Below are 17022 nucleotides of genomic sequence, written 5' to 3'. Positions count from 1 at the left end.
GAGTCCAATGCCGGTCTCCATGGACAATGGTGTCCTGTGGATCGAAACACGGCGGCCGACGCCTGTGGGTCGATGCACGCAAACGGTGGTTTGCCTATGTCAGAGTCAATCAGCAAGCATCTTCATCCTCACGATCCGCCAGAACTCGGCACGCGTCTTATCGCCTCCACAGGCATTCACTTCCATTTTCCTTGCACGTCCCGTCCGGGCGCAGGTATGCGCGTCAATGCGCATGGCATTGCGCGACAAACACGCCGGTCGCGCCCGCATTGCTGAACACGCAGAGGGATCGATCGCTGACGCCCTGCTGATGCCCTTGCGGCTGGTGCTCTTATCAATCGCATCGCGCCGCAATGCGGGCAAACCTGGCGGACCAGAGGGATAGGGCCAACGCATGTCCATCGCCGCCGACATCACCGACTGGACCTCGAAACACCGCTGAACAACACGACCTTGCAGAGGGAGAAATTCATGAAAATCATCGTCATCGGCCACGGCATGGTAGGCCACAAATTCCTCGAAAGCCTCGATGAAGCAGGCTTGCGCGATGCCGACGTCACGGTGCTGTGCGAAGAGCCGCGCGCGGCCTACGACCGCGTCCACCTGTCCGAATTTTTCGCCGGCAAGTCGGCCGACGATCTCTCCCTCGTGGCGCCCGGCTTCTTCGAGCGCGGCAACCTGCTCCTCAGACTCAATACCCGCGCCGCCGCCATCGACCGTCAGGCCAGGACGGTGACGACCGCCAGCGGCGAGGTGCTCCCCTACGACAAGCTCATCCTCGCCACCGGCTCCTATCCTTTCGTGCCCGCCATTCCCGGCAAGGACCGTGCTGACTGCTTCGTCTACCGCACCATCGAAGACCTGGAAGCCATGCTTGAATGCGGCGCCCGTTCGCGCAGCGGCGTGGTCGTCGGCGGCGGCCTTCTGGGCCTGGAGTGCGCGAAGGCCCTGCGCGACATGCAGCTGCAGACGCACGTGGTCGAATTCTCGCCGCGCCTGATGGCCGTGCAGGTTGATGATGCCGGCGGCCGCACCCTGCGCAACAAGATTGAAGACCTCGGCGTGCAGGTGCATGTCCAGAAGAACACCGTCGAGATCATCGACGGCGAACAGGCGAAGCACCGCATGGTGTTTGCCGACGGCAGCCACCTCGAGACCGACATGATCGTGTTCTCCGCCGGCATCCGTCCGCGCGATGAACTCGCCCGCGCCAGCGGCCTGGACATCGGCGCGCGCGGCGGCATTGCGATCGATAACCAGTGCCTCACCTCCGACAAGAACATCTATGCCATCGGTGAATGCGCCGCCTGGAACGGCCAAGTATTCGGCCTGGTCGCGCCGGGTTACGACATGGCCCGCATCGCCGCGAAACACCTGGCCGGCCAGGAAGCGACATTCGCCGGCGCCGACATGAGCACCAAGCTCAAGCTCATGGGCGTGGACGTGGCCAGCATCGGCGACTGCATGGGCAGCATCGCCGGCAGCCGCGCCTACCAGTTCAACGACGAGCGCAAGCAGATCTACAAGAAAATCGTCGTCTCCGACTGCGGCAAGCAGTTGCTGGGCGCGGTGCTGGTTGGCGATGCCGCCGAATACGGCACCCTGCTGCAGATGATGCTCAACCGGATCGAGCTGCCGAAGGATCCGGAATTCCTGATTCTGCCGCAGAGCGACGGCAAGGCCAAGCCAGGCCTTGGCGTGGACGCGCTGCCGGCTTCGGCGCAGATCTGCTCCTGCAACAATGTCTCCAAGGGCCAGCTGTGCGAGGCGGTTGCCGGCGGCGCCGTCACCATTGGCGAACTCAAGTCCTGCACCAAGGCAGGCACCGCCTGCGGCGGCTGCGTGCCGCTGGTGACGCAGGTGATGAAGGCCGAGATGAAGAAGCAGGGCCTGGCGGTCAACAACCACCTGTGCGAACACTTTCCGTATTCGCGCCAGGAACTGTTCCACCTGATCCGCGTCGGCAAGATCAAGACGTTCGGCGCATTGCTGGCCGCGCATGGAAAGGGCCTGGGCTGCGATATCTGCAAGCCGGTCGCCGCCAACATCTTCGCCTCCTGCTGGAATGACTTCCTGCTCAACCAGGAACACGCCAGCCTGCAGGATTCCAACGACTACTTCCTCGGCAACATCCAGAAGGACGGAACCTACTCGGTGGTGCCGCGCATGGCGGGCGGAGAAGTCACTCCCGACGGGCTGATCGCGGTCGGCCAGGTGGCCAAGAAATACGGCCTGTACACCAAGATCACCGGCGGCCAGCGGGTGGATCTGTTCGGCGCCAGGGTCGACCAGCTGCCCGCGATCTGGGAAGAACTGATCGGCGCCGGCTTCGAATCCGGGCATGCGTACGGCAAGTCGCTGCGCACGGTGAAGTCCTGCGTCGGCTCGACCTGGTGCCGTTATGGCGTGGACGACAGCGTCGGCCTGGCGATTGAACTGGAAAACCGCTACAAGGGCCTGCGCGCGCCGCACAAGATCAAGTTCGGCGTATCGGGGTGCACGCGTGAATGCGCCGAGGCGCAGGGCAAGGACGTGGGCGTGATCGCCACCGAGAAGGGCTGGAACCTGTATGTGTGCGGCAACGGCGGCATGAAGCCTCGCCATGCCGAGCTGCTGGCATCGGATTTGTCAAAGGAGCAACTGGTGAAATACATCGACCGCTTCCTGATGTTCTACATCCGCACCGCCGACCGCCTGCAGCGCACCAGCGTCTGGCGCGACAACCTCGAAGGCGGCCTGGACTACCTGAAGGAAGTCGTTGTGAACGACAAACTCGGGCTGGCGGTGGAACTGGAAGCGGATATGCAGCACGTAGTAAACACGTATGCCTGCGAATGGAAGAACGCGGTCAATGATGAACAAACCCGCAAGCGCTTCAGGCAATTCGTCAACAGCGACATCGCCGACGAGAACGTGGTGTTTGTCGAAGAGCGAGGTCAGATCCGTCCGGCGCGTCCGGATGAGCGCAAGTCCACGTTCCCGATCATCCCGATTGCCACGGTTGAAGAAACAGCTTGAGAGAGGAATAACGAAAATGGAAGCGATGCTGGAAGCAGTATTGGACGATGCCACAACGGAAGCAGTCATCGGAAACGCGGGCATGACCTGGAATGCGGTGTGTTCGATCGATGAGATCGTGCCCAACACCGGGATCTGCGCACTGGTGCAGGGGCGTCATGTGGCGATATTCCGCTTGCTCGGCGACGCGGAGCAGGTCTTCGCGATCGACAACTTCGACCCGAATGCGCAGGCCAGCGTGCTCTCGCGCGGACTGGTCGGCAACCTCGGCAGCAGGATCGTGGTGGCATCGCCCATCTACAAGCACCACTTCGATCTGGAGACCGGCGAATGCCTGGAAGCGCCGGAGAACTCCGTGGCTGCCTACCGGGTACGGGTGGAGAACCGTACCGTCTGGGTTAGGGCGTGAGGCCTGTCGATCGGCTGGGGCTTGGCGCCTGAGGCCAGGGCCATTCAAGGCAAATAGCAGAAGCAGTCTGAAACCGAGCTTGCGCTTCCCGCCTCCTCTACCTGCCATGGCTGGCGGTAGGGAAGGGGGGAAGGCTTGACCTGCTTCGCCTTGAAGAAATGGAAGGCGCCCTGCCCGCGGCAAGCAGCGCTTCAGCTCTTCAGCGCTTCAACACTCCCAAGGTCATAACAATTCAATTCATCGTAATCAACAGGGAAGGAAACATCATGGCCTATCTAGCGCCTTCGGAATTCGTCACCAAGATGGTCGACGCAGGGGAATCGAAAATCTACATGGCAACACGCGACACCCTGATCCGTGCCTACATGGCTGGCGCGATCCTCGCGCTTGCGGCCGTGTTCGCCGTCACCATCTCGGTCCAGACCGGCCAGCCCCTGCTGGGCGCGGTATTGTTCCCGGTGGGTTTCTGCATGATCTACCTGCTTGGCTTTGATCTGCTGACCGGCGTGTTCGTGCTGACCCCATTGGCCTACCTCGACAAGCGGCCCGGCGTCACCATCAAGGCGATTCTGAAAAACTGGGGCCTGGTTTTCCTTGGCAACTTTGCCGGCGCCATTACGGTGGCGGTGATGATGGCCATCATCTTCACCAACGGCTTCTCCACGGAGCCCAGCAAGGTAGGCCATGCGATCGGCGTCATCGGCGAGAGCCGCACGCTCGGTTATGCGGAATACGGCGCGGCCGGCATGCTGACGCTTTTCATCCGCGGCATGCTGTGCAACTGGATGGTGTCTACCGGCGTCGTCGGCGCGATGATTTCCACCACCGTCAGCGGCAAGGTCATCTCCATGTGGATGCCCATCATGCTGTTCTTCTACATGACCTTTGAACACTCGGTGGTCAACATGTTTCTGTTTCCCTCCGGTCTCCTGCTCGGCGCTCACTTCTCACTGATGGATTACCTGATCTGGAACGAAATTCCGACCGTGCTCGGCAACCTGGTCGGCGGCCTGGCCTTCACCGGCCTGACGCTGTACACCACCCATATCAGGACCGCGCCGAAGCGGACTTTCAAATAATCGTTCGCGTTACCACACGATTCCGGTGGATTTCGCCATTGATTCGCGGCGGCGGCATCGGAATGAAAGGAATGAAATCGCCCCAGACCCGTTCGGACCTGGGGCTTTTTTACACACTCGGCACAGCACATGAGCGACCAGTTACAGATCTCCATCGGCCAGTACTCCGACAAGGGACGCAAGCCGGGCAACCAGGATTTCCATGGCGCCTGCCTGCCGAAGGAGCCCCAGCTGAGCATGAAAGGCATCGCCATTGCGCTGGCCGACGGCATCAGCAGCAGCGACGTCAGCCATATCGCCAGCCAGTCCGCGGTAACCAGCATCCTGGAAGACTATTACTGCACTTCCGACGCGTGGTCGGTGAAGACCTCGATAGAACGCGTCCTGGTCGCGACCAATTCCTGGCTGCATGCGCAGACCCAGCAAAGCCAGTACCGTTTCGACAAGGACCGGGGCTACGTCTGCACGCTGAGTGCGATGGTCATCAAGTCGAATACCGCACATCTCTTTCATGTCGGCGACGCCCGCATCTACCGGGTATGCGGCAACGCGCTCGAGCAGCTCACCAATGATCACCGGGTCTGGGTATCGACGGAAACAAGCTACCTGGGCAGGGCGCTCGGCATCGACGCGCATGTCGACATTGATTACCGGGCATTGGAAGTGGCGGCGGGCGATGTATTCGCGCTGGCAACCGACGGCGTGTACGAGCATGTCGATGCCGCATTCATTGTTGCCGAAATCGCACGCGCGGGCGATGACCTCGATGGCGCGGCGCGGCGCATTGCGGAGGAGGCCTTGCGCCGCGGCAGTTCCGACAATCTTACGGTGCAGATCGTGCGGGTTGATGCCTTGCCCAGTCCGGAGGCCAACGAGATCTACAGGCAGTTGTCGGCGCTGCCTTTCCCGCCGCTGCTGGAAGCGCGCGCGATATTCGACGGCTACAGGATCCTCCGCGAAGTGCATGCCAGCAGCCGCAGCCATGTCTACCTTGCGATCGACGAGGAAACCGGCGCCCAGGTCATCCTGAAAACGCCATCCATCGACATGCGCGACGATCCGGCTTACCTGGAACGCTTCCTGATGGAAGAGTGGATCGCACGCCGCGTCAATAGTGCCCATGTGCTAAAGCCCTGCCCGCAAACCCGCAAGCGCAATTACCTGTATGTCGCCACTGAATACATCGATGGCCGCACCTTGTCGCAATGGATGATCGACCATCCCGATCCGGCGCTGGAAACCGTGCGCATGATCGTGGAGCAGATCGCCAAAGGTCTGAGAGCCTTTCACCGTCTGGAGATGGTGCACCAGGATCTGCGGCCGGAAAACATCATGATCGACGGCACCGGCACCGTGAAGATCATTGACTTCGGCGCCACCCGCGTCGCCGGCATGATGGAAATCGCCTCGCCGTTCGAGCGGCGCGACTTGCTCGGTACCGCGCAATACGCGGCGCCGGAATATTTCATCGGGGAAGGCGGTTCGACGCGTTCCGACATCTATTCGCTGGGCGTGATCGCCTACCAGATGCTGACCGGAAGGCTGCCTTACGGCGCCGAGGTCGCCAAGCTGAAAACCAGGGCGGCGCAACGCCATCTGAAATACCTTCCCGCCACGGAAGCAAGGCGGCACGTTCCACACTGGGTCGACGAAGCAATCCGGATGGCGGTGCATCCGCAGCCCGGCCGGCGTTACGAAGACGTGTCGGAATTCGTGTTCGACCTGCATCATCCCAACAAGGCTTTCCTGAACAGGACCAGAGTGCCGCTGATCGAACGCAATCCGGTCATGTTCTGGAAAGGACTGTCCCTTGTCCTGATGATCCTGGTTCTGGCCCTGCTGGGAACGAAGTAGCATGCCAGAGCCGCAAGGCGCCTCCGGCATGCAGTGACAAGGGCTGCGCCGTGGGCTGGCGCAGCCGATACCGATGTTGCTACTTGTCCGCCAACCGTTATTTGATGGCGATCGGATTGATGATCGCCTGGACCGCGCCGGTGATCCGCGACGGCCCAAGGGTGAAGAACGATTCCCAGGCCTGGTCCTTGACCATCTCTTCGGTGTTCATGTTTTCAAGGATATGGATGCCATTCATCGTCAGCAGGATCTGGTGAACTTCAAAGGTGCCGGCCTCCGGCTCGGCAGGCAGCACCTCAACCGCCCAGCTGTCGGAACCCACCATGGCCACGCCGAGCGACGCGAGATACCTTGCACCCTCGACGCCGAGGCCGGGCTCGCCCGCGTTGTAGCGCGCATCGTCCTTGCCGATCAGCTTTGCCCATCCGGTATAGAAGAGAACGACATCGCCTTTTTCAATCGACTTGATGCCTTGCCTTTTCATTGCGCCTTCGATCTCCGCCTTGTTGAAGGGCGTGCCTTCCTTGACCGGGTTCATGCCGAAGTAGGCTGTCATGTCCAGCAGGACGGCGCGGGTGGCGATGGCCGGCACATTCTCGATGCCGAGCTTTCTCAGACCATCCTTTCTGACAAAGTCGGATGCCTTGTTGCAGTTGTAGTAGACATTGTCGATGCCGATATGGCCGAGACCGTCAAGCTGGGACCCGATGCCGACCCAGCCGTTGATGATGTCGTCGTTGTAGCTGGTCTTGCTCGGACCCAGCGGCCCGTTCTCCTGCCCAGGCTGTACAACGGTCAACTCGAAGGTGCGTGGCGCGAAGGCGGGGGTATTCTTGTTGGTTTCGATACCGAGCCGGTAAGCCTTTCCTGTCTTGATCAGCTTGCTTGCCTGGAGCGTCTTTTCCGGCGTGACGTAATTCAGGTTGCCGATCTGATCGTCGGGGCCGAATTTGGAGGGAAAGCAGGTTTGTTCGGCATGGGCAGGCACGGCCAGCATGGATGCCGCGATGGCGCTTGCGGCGAGAAGCCTGGTCCACAGGACAGATTTGTTGAACATCGTTTGTCTCCTTGAATGGATGATTGGATCTTGAATGCAACGATGATTTCCACCTTCAGGTAACCACTTGCCAATCGAATTGGGCCTTAAAAATTCAGTTCTGAAAATTCAGACTGGATCCGGTCAATTCGTTTCGCTCAGCGAAATGCCATTTTTGCAAGTGATCCCGAGGATTATGAGCATGTGGAATGGGCATAAGTTGCAGCATTGCCGCGGCTTTCCAACGGCGGCCTCGAATCAACCGCCGGCAAAGTATCCAGACGCGCGGAAGCTCAATGCGGCAGGAAAACTTGTTTTCGGTCTCACGCGAAAACATGAATCAACGCTGGGTTGATAGGGACAAGGATGGTTTTGCTTGATCTGCGGAGAACTAAACACGGTCTTTCCCGGCATGACCATTCATCATGCCGTGCACGCCTGTCCCGATGGTCACGCCAGCTTCTTCTGTGCTTCCGTAATCGTCCAGTAATAGATCGTGCTGCCTTCGACGATTTCCGTTTTTTCCGGCGGCCATTCATCGCCCATGTCGAAGGCATGCGAAACGATGCGGGTGCCGGGCTTCAACTGTTTCCATAACTGCGGACGCAATTTGCGGTTGACGCTGTTGAGCAGATACAGGGTCACCACGGTCGCGTCGGAGAGATCGGTGGCGAACAGATCGCCGACCTTGAATTCGGTCTTGCCGCCGACGCCGGCTTTTTTCGCATTCGCCTTGGCTTCGCTGATGCGCTGCGGATCAATGTCGATGCCGATTCCCCGTGCGCCGTACTTCCGCGCGGCAGTCACCACCAGCCTTCCGTCGCCGCAGCCGAGGTCGTACAGCAAATCGTTCTTGCCTACCTTGGCGATCTGCAGCATGCGGTTGACGACTTCCTGAGGCGTGGGCACATACGGTACGTCGAGTTTCGGCGTGGCCGCGCTGTTTTGTGCGAGCGCCTGAACGCCTGGAAAGCAAGACGCTGCCAGAAACGCGCATCGTTTCAAGGTCTCGCGGCGGCTGGACACAAAGGGGGAATGGAGATCGATGAGTCGCATACAAATTCCTTCATCACGTAAGTGCTGTTTGGAAATGCCGGAACATCACGGTCAGACTTGATTAAATGTTCATCATAGAACCGGTTGCGCCGCAGCGGTCCATTCGGGCGACACAACTCCGTTTGGTTTTGTGATTGCTCAATGCTTCATGAGCCGAGCGCCGGGTAGGACCATGCCAAGACCATGGAATGCAATGCGAAAAAATGATGTCATCGTTGCGGCTCGCCGCTTTTTAAGCTTGCAAGTCTTTGGTTTAAAAATTAATCATTAAAAAAGACGCTTTCACAAGCTTTTGCATCGGCGCAACAAGCGAATTAATTTGTTGATGACAAACATTTATTGTTTGCCCTCTGCATTTGAAAGAGACTTTAATATCCGCGTACTCCCTGCACACGCAACCGATATGCATGGCGAGGATAAGGCCGATGCGCATGGCAGTCGCCAAGCTCATCGGCCAATGGCATACGCGGTTTCACACCCTGTCGAGCGCATCGGCGCCGACAGCCGCGAGGCGGGCCGGGATGCCGGACGGGGTGTTTTTTATTGCCGGCACCGCCGCGCTCCCGGGCACCGCTGCGCATCCGTACAAGCATTTCGAGCGGCATGCATCGCCGCCCGCGTTGCGCGGCGCAGCAAGGCGCGCGATTGAACGCCATGCCGAGCCGTGCTGTTTACCTCCTCAGATCATTTCCATAGCGAGCACTTGCTCTGCGCCTTGGTGGTAAAGGCTTGTTCGCCGGGAATGGTCTGCACTACCTTGTAGTAGTCCCATGGATACTTGGACTCCGACGGCTCCTTCACCTGCATCAGATACATGTCGTGCACCATGCGGCCATCCGCGCGGATCTCGCCATTCTTCGCAAAGAAGTCGTTGACCTTCATTTTCTTCATCTGGGCCATCACCTTGTCAGGATCATCCGTGCCCGCGGCCTTGACCGCATTGAGGTAATGCATCGTCGCCGAATAGTCCGCGGCCTGGATCATCGACGGCATTTTCTTCATCACGCCGAAGAAGCGCCGCGCCCACTGGCGGGATTCTTCGCTCTGGTCCCAATACCAGCCGTCGGTCAGGTACATGCCCTTGGTCAGGTTCAGTCCCAGCGCATGTACGTCGTTGATGAACATGAGCAGGCCCGCAAGCTTCATGCTCTTGGTGATGCCGAATTCATTGGCGGCCTTGATCGAATTGATGGTATCGCCGCCGGCGTTGGCCAGCCCGAGTATCTGCGCCTTGGATGTCTGCGCCTGCAGCAGGAAGGAAGAGAAGTCCGAGGCCGAGAGCGGATGCTTGACGCTGCCGACGATAGTGCCGCCGGCGGCTTTCACCACTTCGGCAGTGTCTCTTTCCAGCGATGCGCCGAAGGCATAGTCGGCGGTGAGGAAGAACCAGTTCTTGCCTCCCTGCTTGACGATGGCCGAACCGGTGCCATTGGCCAGGGCCACCGTGTCGTAGGCATAGTGCACCGTGTAGGGCGTGCAGTCTTCATTCGTCAGGCGGGCAGTGGCGCCGCCGATGTTGATGTAAGGACGCTTCTTTTCCGCCGCGATCTTGGCCATCGCAAGGCCGGCTCCGGAGTTCGAACCGCCCAGCAGCATGTCCACTCCCTGCTGGTCGAACCATTCCCGCGCCTTTGAGGCGGCGATATCGGCCTTGTTCTGGTGGTCGGCCGAAACGAACTCGATCGGCTTGCCCAGTACCTTGCCGCCGAAATCGGCAATGGCCATCTTGACGGCTTCGGCGCCGCCCGCGCCATCGATGTCGGCATACAGGCCCGACATGTCGGTAATCAAGCCTACCTTGACGACATCGCCGGATACCTGAGCCTGGGCGGGAAGGGCGGTCCACATGGCGATGGCGGCGCTTACCGCTGCCACGACGCTTGTCTTGTTCATCATTGTCTCTCTCCTTATGGGTATGTATGTCTCCTGCCCGGCTGCGCGGTTGGGGCTCCAGACTTTGCATTTCCTGGCTGCCGGCGGCAGGGGCATAGGCAGTATTGGCCGGGGCCTGCGGTGAGTGCATTGATATTTGTCAGTACCAAATCGCGTCCGGCACGGAGATTGGGGGCAGTCTACTTATACTGAACCCGCCAGCAGCGCCGGCGGCATACGGCAGTTAAACATCGGCGAAATCACAGGAACGCACGCAGGCTGCGGATGGACGATGCAAGTCCGCATCGGACAGGCTTGCGTAATGTTCCATACAAAGGAGTGAGACATGAGGATAGACAAAGGACAGTCACTGTTAGCGCCGGTCACGGCCGCAGTGATGGCGGCAGGAGTGCTTGCGGCATGCGGCGGCAGCGACGACGGTCCGGTTGCGGCGCCGGCGGCGTCGACGCAGGCGCCCATGACCTGCGCGCAGCTGAACGGCATGAATATCCCGGCGGCGTCGATCGGTCTGCCGACCACCGGCGCGACGGTGACCAGTACCCAGGTCGTGCCTGCCGCCGGCACCGGCGCCACGGCTGTCGGCGAATATTGCCGGGTGCAGGGCGACATCAACCCGGTCGACCCGACGGCGCCGAAGATCAAGTTTCAGGTCAATCTGCCCACAACCTGGAACAGCAAGGCAATGATGTTCGGCGGCGGCGGATACAACGGCACCATCGCCACCGGCATCGGCAATGTCCCGGCCGGCCCGGCCAACCAGCCCGTGCCGCTGGGGCGCGGCTATGCGACCTTCGGCAGCGATTCCGGCCATCAGGCCAATGCCGCCGGCAGCCGCGACGGCAGCTTCGGCGCCAACAATGAAGCCTTGCGCAACTTCTCCGGCGACGCATTGAAGAAAACGCGGGATGCGGCGATGGCGATCATCAAGGCGCGTTATGCGACCGACACGGTACAGAAAACCTATTTCGCCGGCGGCTCGACCGGCGGCCGGGAAGCGCTGCTTGCAGTACAGAACTGGCCGCAGGATTTCGACGGCGCCATCGTTCTGTATCCCGCCTGGAACGCGGCAGCCCTCGATCTGCAGTTCGGGCGTATCACGCGCGAACTTGCCAAGCCGGGCGCCTACCCGAACCGCGCCGAGCGCAAGCTGATGTATGACGCCTCGATGGAAGCCTGCGACGGCCTGGACGGCGTGCGGGACGGCCTGATCAGCAATGTCAGCCAGTGCAATGCCACCTTCAACCTGGCGACCGCGACGCTGAACGGCGCGCCGCTGCGCTGTCCGGATGGTCTCGACACCGGAGATACCTGCCTGTCGGATGCCCAGATCGCTGCGTTCAATGTCATGAATACGCCGATTGTGCTCAACTATGCGCTGGCCAGCGGCGAGACCACGTATCCGGGCTTCAATACCTGGGGAACGGACTTCGGCATTCCCGGCACCAGCCCGCTGCAGCCGACCGTGCTGACGCTGTCGCTCGGCACCGATCAGCCGGCCAATCCGATGCCGCCGGTGACGGCAACGACAAGTCCGCCATACGGCAGCACCTTCTGGGATCAATGGGTGAAGTACTTCGTCACGCGCGACCCGAACTTCAATTCGCTCGCGCTGGATCCGCAAAACCCGGGACCATGGCAGGCGCGCATTGTCGAACTGACCGGCATTCAGGACGCCAACAAGACGGACCTGTCGCCATTCCTGAACAAGGGCGGCAAGATCCTGATGGCTCACGGCTCGCATGACGCGCTGGTCAGCACCCGCGCAACCCAGCAGTACTACGACAGGCTGCGCAATGCAATGGGCGCCGCCAGAGTGGACAGCTTCATGCGCTATTACGAGATTCCGGGATACGGCCATGCCGCCAGCAGCGTCTTCAATGCTGCCTGGGATTCGCTGACGACGCTCGAGAACTGGGTGGAGAAAGGCGTCGCACCGCCCAACCAGACGGTGGCGGACACGGCCGGCGTACCGGGACGCACGCGGCCGCTCTGCGACTATCCCAGCTGGCCGAAGTATCGCGGCAGCGGGGATGTCAATGTCGCGCAGAGCTATACCTGCGCCACGCAATAGACTGCGGAACGAGGCCTGAGGAAGGGCCTGTACGCTTGGTGGCCGGTGCGGTCCGAAGGATTTTTCCCGGACCTCATCCGGCCATCGTCGATAAGCTGGCGATGTCCTCGCCCTTTCCCTTCGGGGAAGGTGGGGCCTGGCTTTGCTACACAGGCGTTGCGCTTGCGAGACCAACGCGATCTACCGCTTGCCGGATGCCGGGCCACGCCGCGCCGTAGCTCGGGGCGGGTTCAAGGTGTGCTGACCAAGCCGGCACTTTTAGTGCGCCGGGTGTTTCAAGCCTCTCCGTAAACGGGGCGAGCGTTCTTCATGCCGGCAGGCCGCTCCACGCGTTCATGATCAGACGCCTTGGCCAAGGCTGCGGATGCGGCAGTCGAGGCAGGCTTCAATGCAGCTTGCCGATGCCATTGGCCGGATCGGCGGCACATAGCTGGACCGCGGCCGGCAATGATACCGGGCGGCCAATATAGAATCCCTGAATCCGTGTCACGCCCAGGGCCTGGAGCGTGTGCATTTCGGCGGCCGTCTCGACGCCCTCGGCAACAATGGAGGAGCCGGTTTCTTCGGAAAAGCGGGCGAACGCCGCAGCCAGTGCACGGCGCGAGGTATCGCCGTCGATATTGCGGGTCAGGCTCATGTCGAGCTTGATCCGATCCGGCATCAAGTGAAGGATGTGGCGGAAGCTGGAATAGCCGGCGCCGGCGTCGTCCACTGCGACCTTCAGCCCGCGGTCGCGGTAAGGGCGTATTTTCCTGACCAGGTCATCATAGTGTTCGACGACAGCATGCTCCGTGATTTCGAGCATGACCCGGTGGAGCGATTTTCCCTTGAAGAACTGGTCCATCGTTCCTTCGAGTATGTGTTCGGGCGACATGTTGACAGAAACATAAACATCGGCCGGCAGGTCCGTCAGTCCCTGCAATCCCATCCGTACCGCGCGTGCCTCGAGTTCGGCGCCAAGGCCGATCTCATTGGCTTCGCTGAACCAGATATCCGGCGGGCGCTCCGGTCCGGAGATGAAACGCGACAATGCCTCAAACCCGACCACCTTGTGCTGAACGAGGTCATAGATTGGCTGGTAGACGATGGCGAGTCCGTCGTCGTGCAGGGCCGCCTGCAACCTGGAACTGATTTCCTCGCGCCGACGCGTCGCCTTGCGTTCGCGCTCGATCAGTTCCCCGGCCACGTCGGCAAATACGCGCATCATGCTGAGGTCGCGCTCATCCAGCGTATCGTCGGCCGCATGGCTGAAACAGCAGAATGTGCCGTAGACGCTGCCGTCTTCCATGCGAATCGGAACGCTCAGATGCGCACCCACCGGAAGCGCGTGGGTCGGCGGCAATGCCGCGGCGACCGGATTCAGGCGTGCGTCGGGAATGAGCTCGGGCAAGCGTCCGTCAACGACACGCTGGCAAAAGGATGTTTCCAGCGGGTCGCCGGCACCTAGTTGTACCGGGTTATCCGGTGTTTGCGGATCAACCTGGCGGAATACCCGGTTTCCGCTGGAAAATTCGGAAATGAAGGCGACATCCATTTTCAGGTGCCGCCGGATGGCCGCGAGCATCTGCGACAAGGAAGTATCGTGAGGCTTGTTTTCCGATATTACGCCTTCGAGTAGCAGGTCTGACAATAACAATATTTTCTCCCTTGGTTCAACCCGACTAAGAGCACAATGGCAAGGAAAGGTTCGTGTCCTCTCTGTACGCAATCCGCCCCGATCCGAAGCGGGATTTACGCTGCCGGCATGCGCACAACAGGATTTCCCCGTACATTCTTTGCGGACCAGTGTTATTCTCAAGTCGAATGCGTGTTATCCAAAAATAAAAGCTGACGGCAGGGAGGCATAGTGATTACATTTGAGCCTTTTCACCAGCAAGCGGAGCAAACGGAAACCGGTCCGTACCGGCGGATTTGGCATTGTGGAAGTTTTTTTCAAAAAAGGATGCAATGCCTGCAGGCTTCGGATGTTCGGATTCATATCGTTCGCACCGACATGATGGCTATGCGAATGACATCGGCATGACTTGCCAAATCCAGTATGCACGCTTGCCCTGCGCTTGCTTCCAATGCCGCACGAGCACCATCCCGACCCAACTTACTTGACATTATGGACAGCGGTAAAAAAGACGGCTTGCAGGGCCCTTATCTCAATGATTTGCGCAAACGGCGCATGTCGATCGTGATTTATCTGATGAACGGAATGAAACAGACTGGTGTCCTCGAATCATTCGATCAGCATTCCATTCTTCTCAGGCAGGGGCACAATCTGCAACTGGTCTACAAACATACGGTAGCGACCATGATGCCCGCGCCCAAGGAAGGCCTCAAGCCGAAGAGCCGTCCGTACGAAGCACCTGCCGCCGCGCGCAGCGAGCCGGGATCCTCGACCGTGCCGGTCATTCGTCGCAAGGTGACGCGCCGGCTGGTCAAGCCCGAAGAGTGAGACTGGAAAGTCCGACCCGCCGCTGCGCAAGGAAAGTGTCCTATTCTTTGGCGTCGGTGGCCCTGCACAATGAAATGCAGGGCCAGGCCCGGGGCACCCGGATCGGTGAATGAGTCTTGCCCGGATCTCGCTATTGCCGCCGAGCGAGGAAGCCGCCAACTACGGTCGCGCCGCTGCTGTTCGTCAGCGTGTAGGCACCGCCCAGTTCGGCCGGGCTCGCGCCGCTCACGCCGCCCGAGACAACCGGTCCGAAATAGCGCCCGCTGACCCCGCCGCTCAGGGTGCCGTTGCTGGTTGATGCGGTCAGGTAGTTCGCGACATTGCTGCCGCTGGCGCCCATGTAAGTCGCCGCATTGATGGTCGCCGGCACCGGTGTGGCTGCCGCATCATAGGTTTGCGTGTTCTGGATGGATACCGTAGCCTGCCGGGTACTGAAGTTGACGCTGACGGTGGCAAGTCCGTAGTAGAACGAAACTTCCGATGTGGCATTGGGCGCGTACCAGCCATAGGCAAAACCGTAATAGGTCGCGGTTCCGCTGGCGGGGATCGATACGGGAGGAGTTACGTTTCCGTAAGCAACCATACCGCTGCGGCTCTGGTTGTGCTCATCGGTCCCGGGACCGCCCGTCCATTCCACAATGTCTACCGTATCCTGGGTCACCCAGGCGCCGAGGTTTCCGTATTGATAGCCCCAGTTGGAGAAGTGGCGGTATCCCTTGGAACCGGGGAAGGGTACGCCGATACCGCTTCCGCCCTCCAGGATTGTCGGATTGCCGTTGGCATCGGGCGGCCCGTCTCCCGCATGTACGTCACCGTCACCGTGCAGACGGCTTGCCGTGGCGATGTCCGGATTGATGCCGCCGGTACGCCAGTTGCCCGTCTGAAATTGAATGCCGCTGGTTTCCGTCGTGGGACACGGGTTCATGTCCGCCGAACAGCGCGAGGGATTGCCGCTGCGCGGGAAGTACCGGTTGTTCGCATAGTTCAGTTGCGTGCCGGCCGGACCCTTCGTGCCGAAATCATAGTAAGCCAGATCGCTGCTGGGCGGGAGCGATCCGAACACCAGCGCGCCGCTGGCGTCGCGTGTCACGCGGCCGGCAGTGGGAGTGAATGTTTCAATGATGATTGGCCGTTCGACCTTGCGATCCCAGGAAATGCCGAGGTTGCTCAGCAGGACCGCCGGAGCGGAAATCGTGCCGTCGCTGGACTTGCTCACACGGATTTCCGCCACGCCGCCGGACGCCGGCGCCAGTCCATAAGCACCTGCCGGATTGGCGATGGGCTTTACCAGGTCACTTGTGGATTTGCCATACACCTGCACGCCGGAACTCGTCAGTGCAATACCGTTTTCAAGTCTGATCACGCTCGGACCGCTGCACTGCACCGCGGAGCCGCCCACGCAGGACATGGTCATCGGCACCGATGATGGCACAGCCGCAGGAAGTCCGGACGACGGTGCGGGACTTGGGGATGGTGTTGGTGACGGCGTGGGCGTGGGCGCTGGTGCCGGTGCCGGCGATGGCGATGGCGATGGCGATGGCGATGGCGATGGCGCCGATGACGCGTATTCGCAGATCTTGTCCGCACCCGGCAGCGGATCTCCGAATGTCTCGTTATTGCAGCCGATTGATCCGGTGGCGGTGCGCACTGAATATGTTCCGCCCAATCCGTAACGTACCTGCGTCGTACCAGTGAAGGTGCAGGTGCCATACTCGTCAGCGCACTTGGTCCATACGGTTGGACTAGGAGCTGGCGCGGGAGCAGGAGCAGGAGCAGGAGCAGGAGCAGGAGTCGGCGAAGGTGCTGGTGCAGGCGACGGAGTCAGTGTCTGGTACTCGCAAATCTTATCCGCGCCCGGCAAGGGATCGCCAAACACTTCATTGTTGCAGCCGATCGAGCCGCTTGCCTGCAATGTCGCGTAGGTGCCGTTGAGGCCATAGCGAACCTGTGTAGTACCGGGCACGGCGCATGTGCCGTATTCATCCGCGCACTTCGTCCAGGTTTCCACGAAAGTCTCCGGCGCAAGCGATGATGAAGAGGCTTGTTGAGCCGAATCAGCTCCGCCTCCTCCACATCCACTCAGTCCGCTGATCATCAATAAGACGAGACCGGGCACACGCCCGTGGCGATTCGATTTCAAAAGCAACTCCCTGATAAAAATTT

14 protein-coding genes are annotated in these 17022 nt (G+C 60.4%); 8 read left to right on the top strand and 6 right to left on the bottom strand.

Annotated elements, in window-relative coordinates:
- Window positions 1–105: 105 nt before the first annotated feature.
- On the bottom strand, window positions 106–495 hold the full coding sequence (locus tag FH061_RS27225) for a hypothetical protein (protein ID WP_151638972.1): 390 nt from the start codon (window positions 493–495) through the stop codon (window positions 106–108).
- On the opposite strand from FH061_RS27225, the gene nirB reads away from it, so the two are divergent.
- From nirB to FH061_RS27205, 4 genes are all read left to right on the top strand, one after another.
- Window positions 472–3018, top strand: a complete 2547-nt coding sequence (gene nirB / locus FH061_RS27220; protein WP_151638971.1) for a nitrite reductase large subunit NirB — start codon at window positions 472–474, stop codon at window positions 3016–3018. The two genes, FH061_RS27225 and nirB, sit on opposite strands and share 24 nt — an antisense overlap.
- 82 nt (window positions 3019–3100) lie before the next feature.
- The gene (gene nirD / locus FH061_RS27215) at window positions 3101–3427 is read left to right on the top strand and encodes a nitrite reductase small subunit NirD (protein ID WP_151638997.1); all 327 of its coding nucleotides are present in this window, start codon (window positions 3101–3103) and stop codon (window positions 3425–3427) included.
- 266 nt (window positions 3428–3693) lie between these two features.
- Window positions 3694–4506, top strand: a complete 813-nt coding sequence (locus FH061_RS27210; RefSeq protein ID WP_151638970.1) for a formate/nitrite transporter family protein — start codon at window positions 3694–3696, stop codon at window positions 4504–4506.
- Between the two features lie 129 nt (window positions 4507–4635).
- Window positions 4636–6360, top strand: coding sequence for a bifunctional protein-serine/threonine kinase/phosphatase (locus tag FH061_RS27205; RefSeq protein ID WP_151638969.1), 1725 nt, complete (start codon window positions 4636–4638; stop codon window positions 6358–6360).
- Between the two features lie 97 nt (window positions 6361–6457).
- Here the strand turns inward: FH061_RS27205 and FH061_RS27200 are convergent, their stop codons facing one another.
- A complete protein-coding gene (locus tag FH061_RS27200; RefSeq protein ID WP_225984920.1) occupies window positions 6458–7417 on the bottom strand; it encodes a cyclase family protein in 960 nt (319 codons plus the stop codon).
- Between the two features lie 67 nt (window positions 7418–7484).
- Here FH061_RS27200 and FH061_RS27195 point away from each other — a divergent pair, with 67 nt between their 5' ends.
- Window positions 7485–7751, top strand: a complete 267-nt coding sequence (locus tag FH061_RS27195) for a hypothetical protein (protein ID WP_151638968.1) — start codon at window positions 7485–7487, stop codon at window positions 7749–7751.
- Window positions 7752–7846: 95 nt separating this feature from the next.
- Here the strand turns inward: FH061_RS27195 and FH061_RS27190 are convergent, their stop codons facing one another.
- A complete protein-coding gene (locus tag FH061_RS27190; RefSeq protein WP_151638967.1) occupies window positions 7847–8452 on the bottom strand; it encodes a class I SAM-dependent methyltransferase in 606 nt (201 codons plus the stop codon).
- 684 nt (window positions 8453–9136) lie between these two features.
- On the bottom strand, window positions 9137–10345 hold the full coding sequence (locus FH061_RS27185; protein WP_151638995.1) for an ABC transporter substrate-binding protein: 1209 nt from the start codon (window positions 10343–10345) through the stop codon (window positions 9137–9139).
- A 325-nt stretch (window positions 10346–10670) separates the two neighbouring features.
- Between FH061_RS27185 and FH061_RS27180 the strand changes: the two genes are divergently transcribed.
- A complete protein-coding gene (locus FH061_RS27180; RefSeq protein ID WP_225984919.1) occupies window positions 10671–12416 on the top strand; it encodes a tannase/feruloyl esterase family alpha/beta hydrolase in 1746 nt (581 codons plus the stop codon).
- A gap of 385 nt (window positions 12417–12801) precedes the next feature.
- Here the strand turns inward: FH061_RS27180 and FH061_RS27175 are convergent, their stop codons facing one another.
- Window positions 12802–14052 carry a sensor domain-containing phosphodiesterase gene (locus FH061_RS27175; RefSeq protein ID WP_225984918.1) on the bottom strand — a complete coding sequence of 417 codons (1251 nt, stop codon included), beginning with the start codon at window positions 14050–14052 and terminating at the stop codon, window positions 12802–12804.
- 402 nt (window positions 14053–14454) lie between these two features.
- On the opposite strand from FH061_RS27175, the gene hfq reads away from it, so the two are divergent.
- Complete coding sequence (hfq, locus tag FH061_RS31680; protein WP_151638966.1) at window positions 14455–14859, top strand: RNA chaperone Hfq; 405 nt, start codon at window positions 14455–14457, stop codon at window positions 14857–14859.
- 130 nt (window positions 14860–14989) lie between these two features.
- Here the strand turns inward: hfq and FH061_RS27165 are convergent, their stop codons facing one another.
- Window positions 14990–16267 carry a HupA family protein gene (locus FH061_RS27165; RefSeq protein WP_151638965.1) on the bottom strand — a complete coding sequence of 426 codons (1278 nt, stop codon included), beginning with the start codon at window positions 16265–16267 and terminating at the stop codon, window positions 14990–14992.
- On the opposite strand from FH061_RS27165, the gene FH061_RS27160 reads away from it, so the two are divergent.
- Window positions 16266–16532 (top strand): hypothetical protein, encoded by a 267-nt coding sequence (locus FH061_RS27160; RefSeq protein WP_151638964.1) that lies wholly within the window; start codon window positions 16266–16268, stop codon window positions 16530–16532. The two genes, FH061_RS27165 and FH061_RS27160, sit on opposite strands and share 2 nt — an antisense overlap.
- Window positions 16533–17022 lie beyond the last annotated feature (490 nt).

The organism is Noviherbaspirillum aerium (assembly GCF_008929045.1).
Lineage (GTDB): Bacteria > Pseudomonadota > Gammaproteobacteria > Burkholderiales > Burkholderiaceae_D > Noviherbaspirillum > Noviherbaspirillum aerium.
The sequence above is the reverse complement of the archived record's forward strand: the minus strand, read 5'-3'. Positions and strand labels throughout refer to the sequence as shown.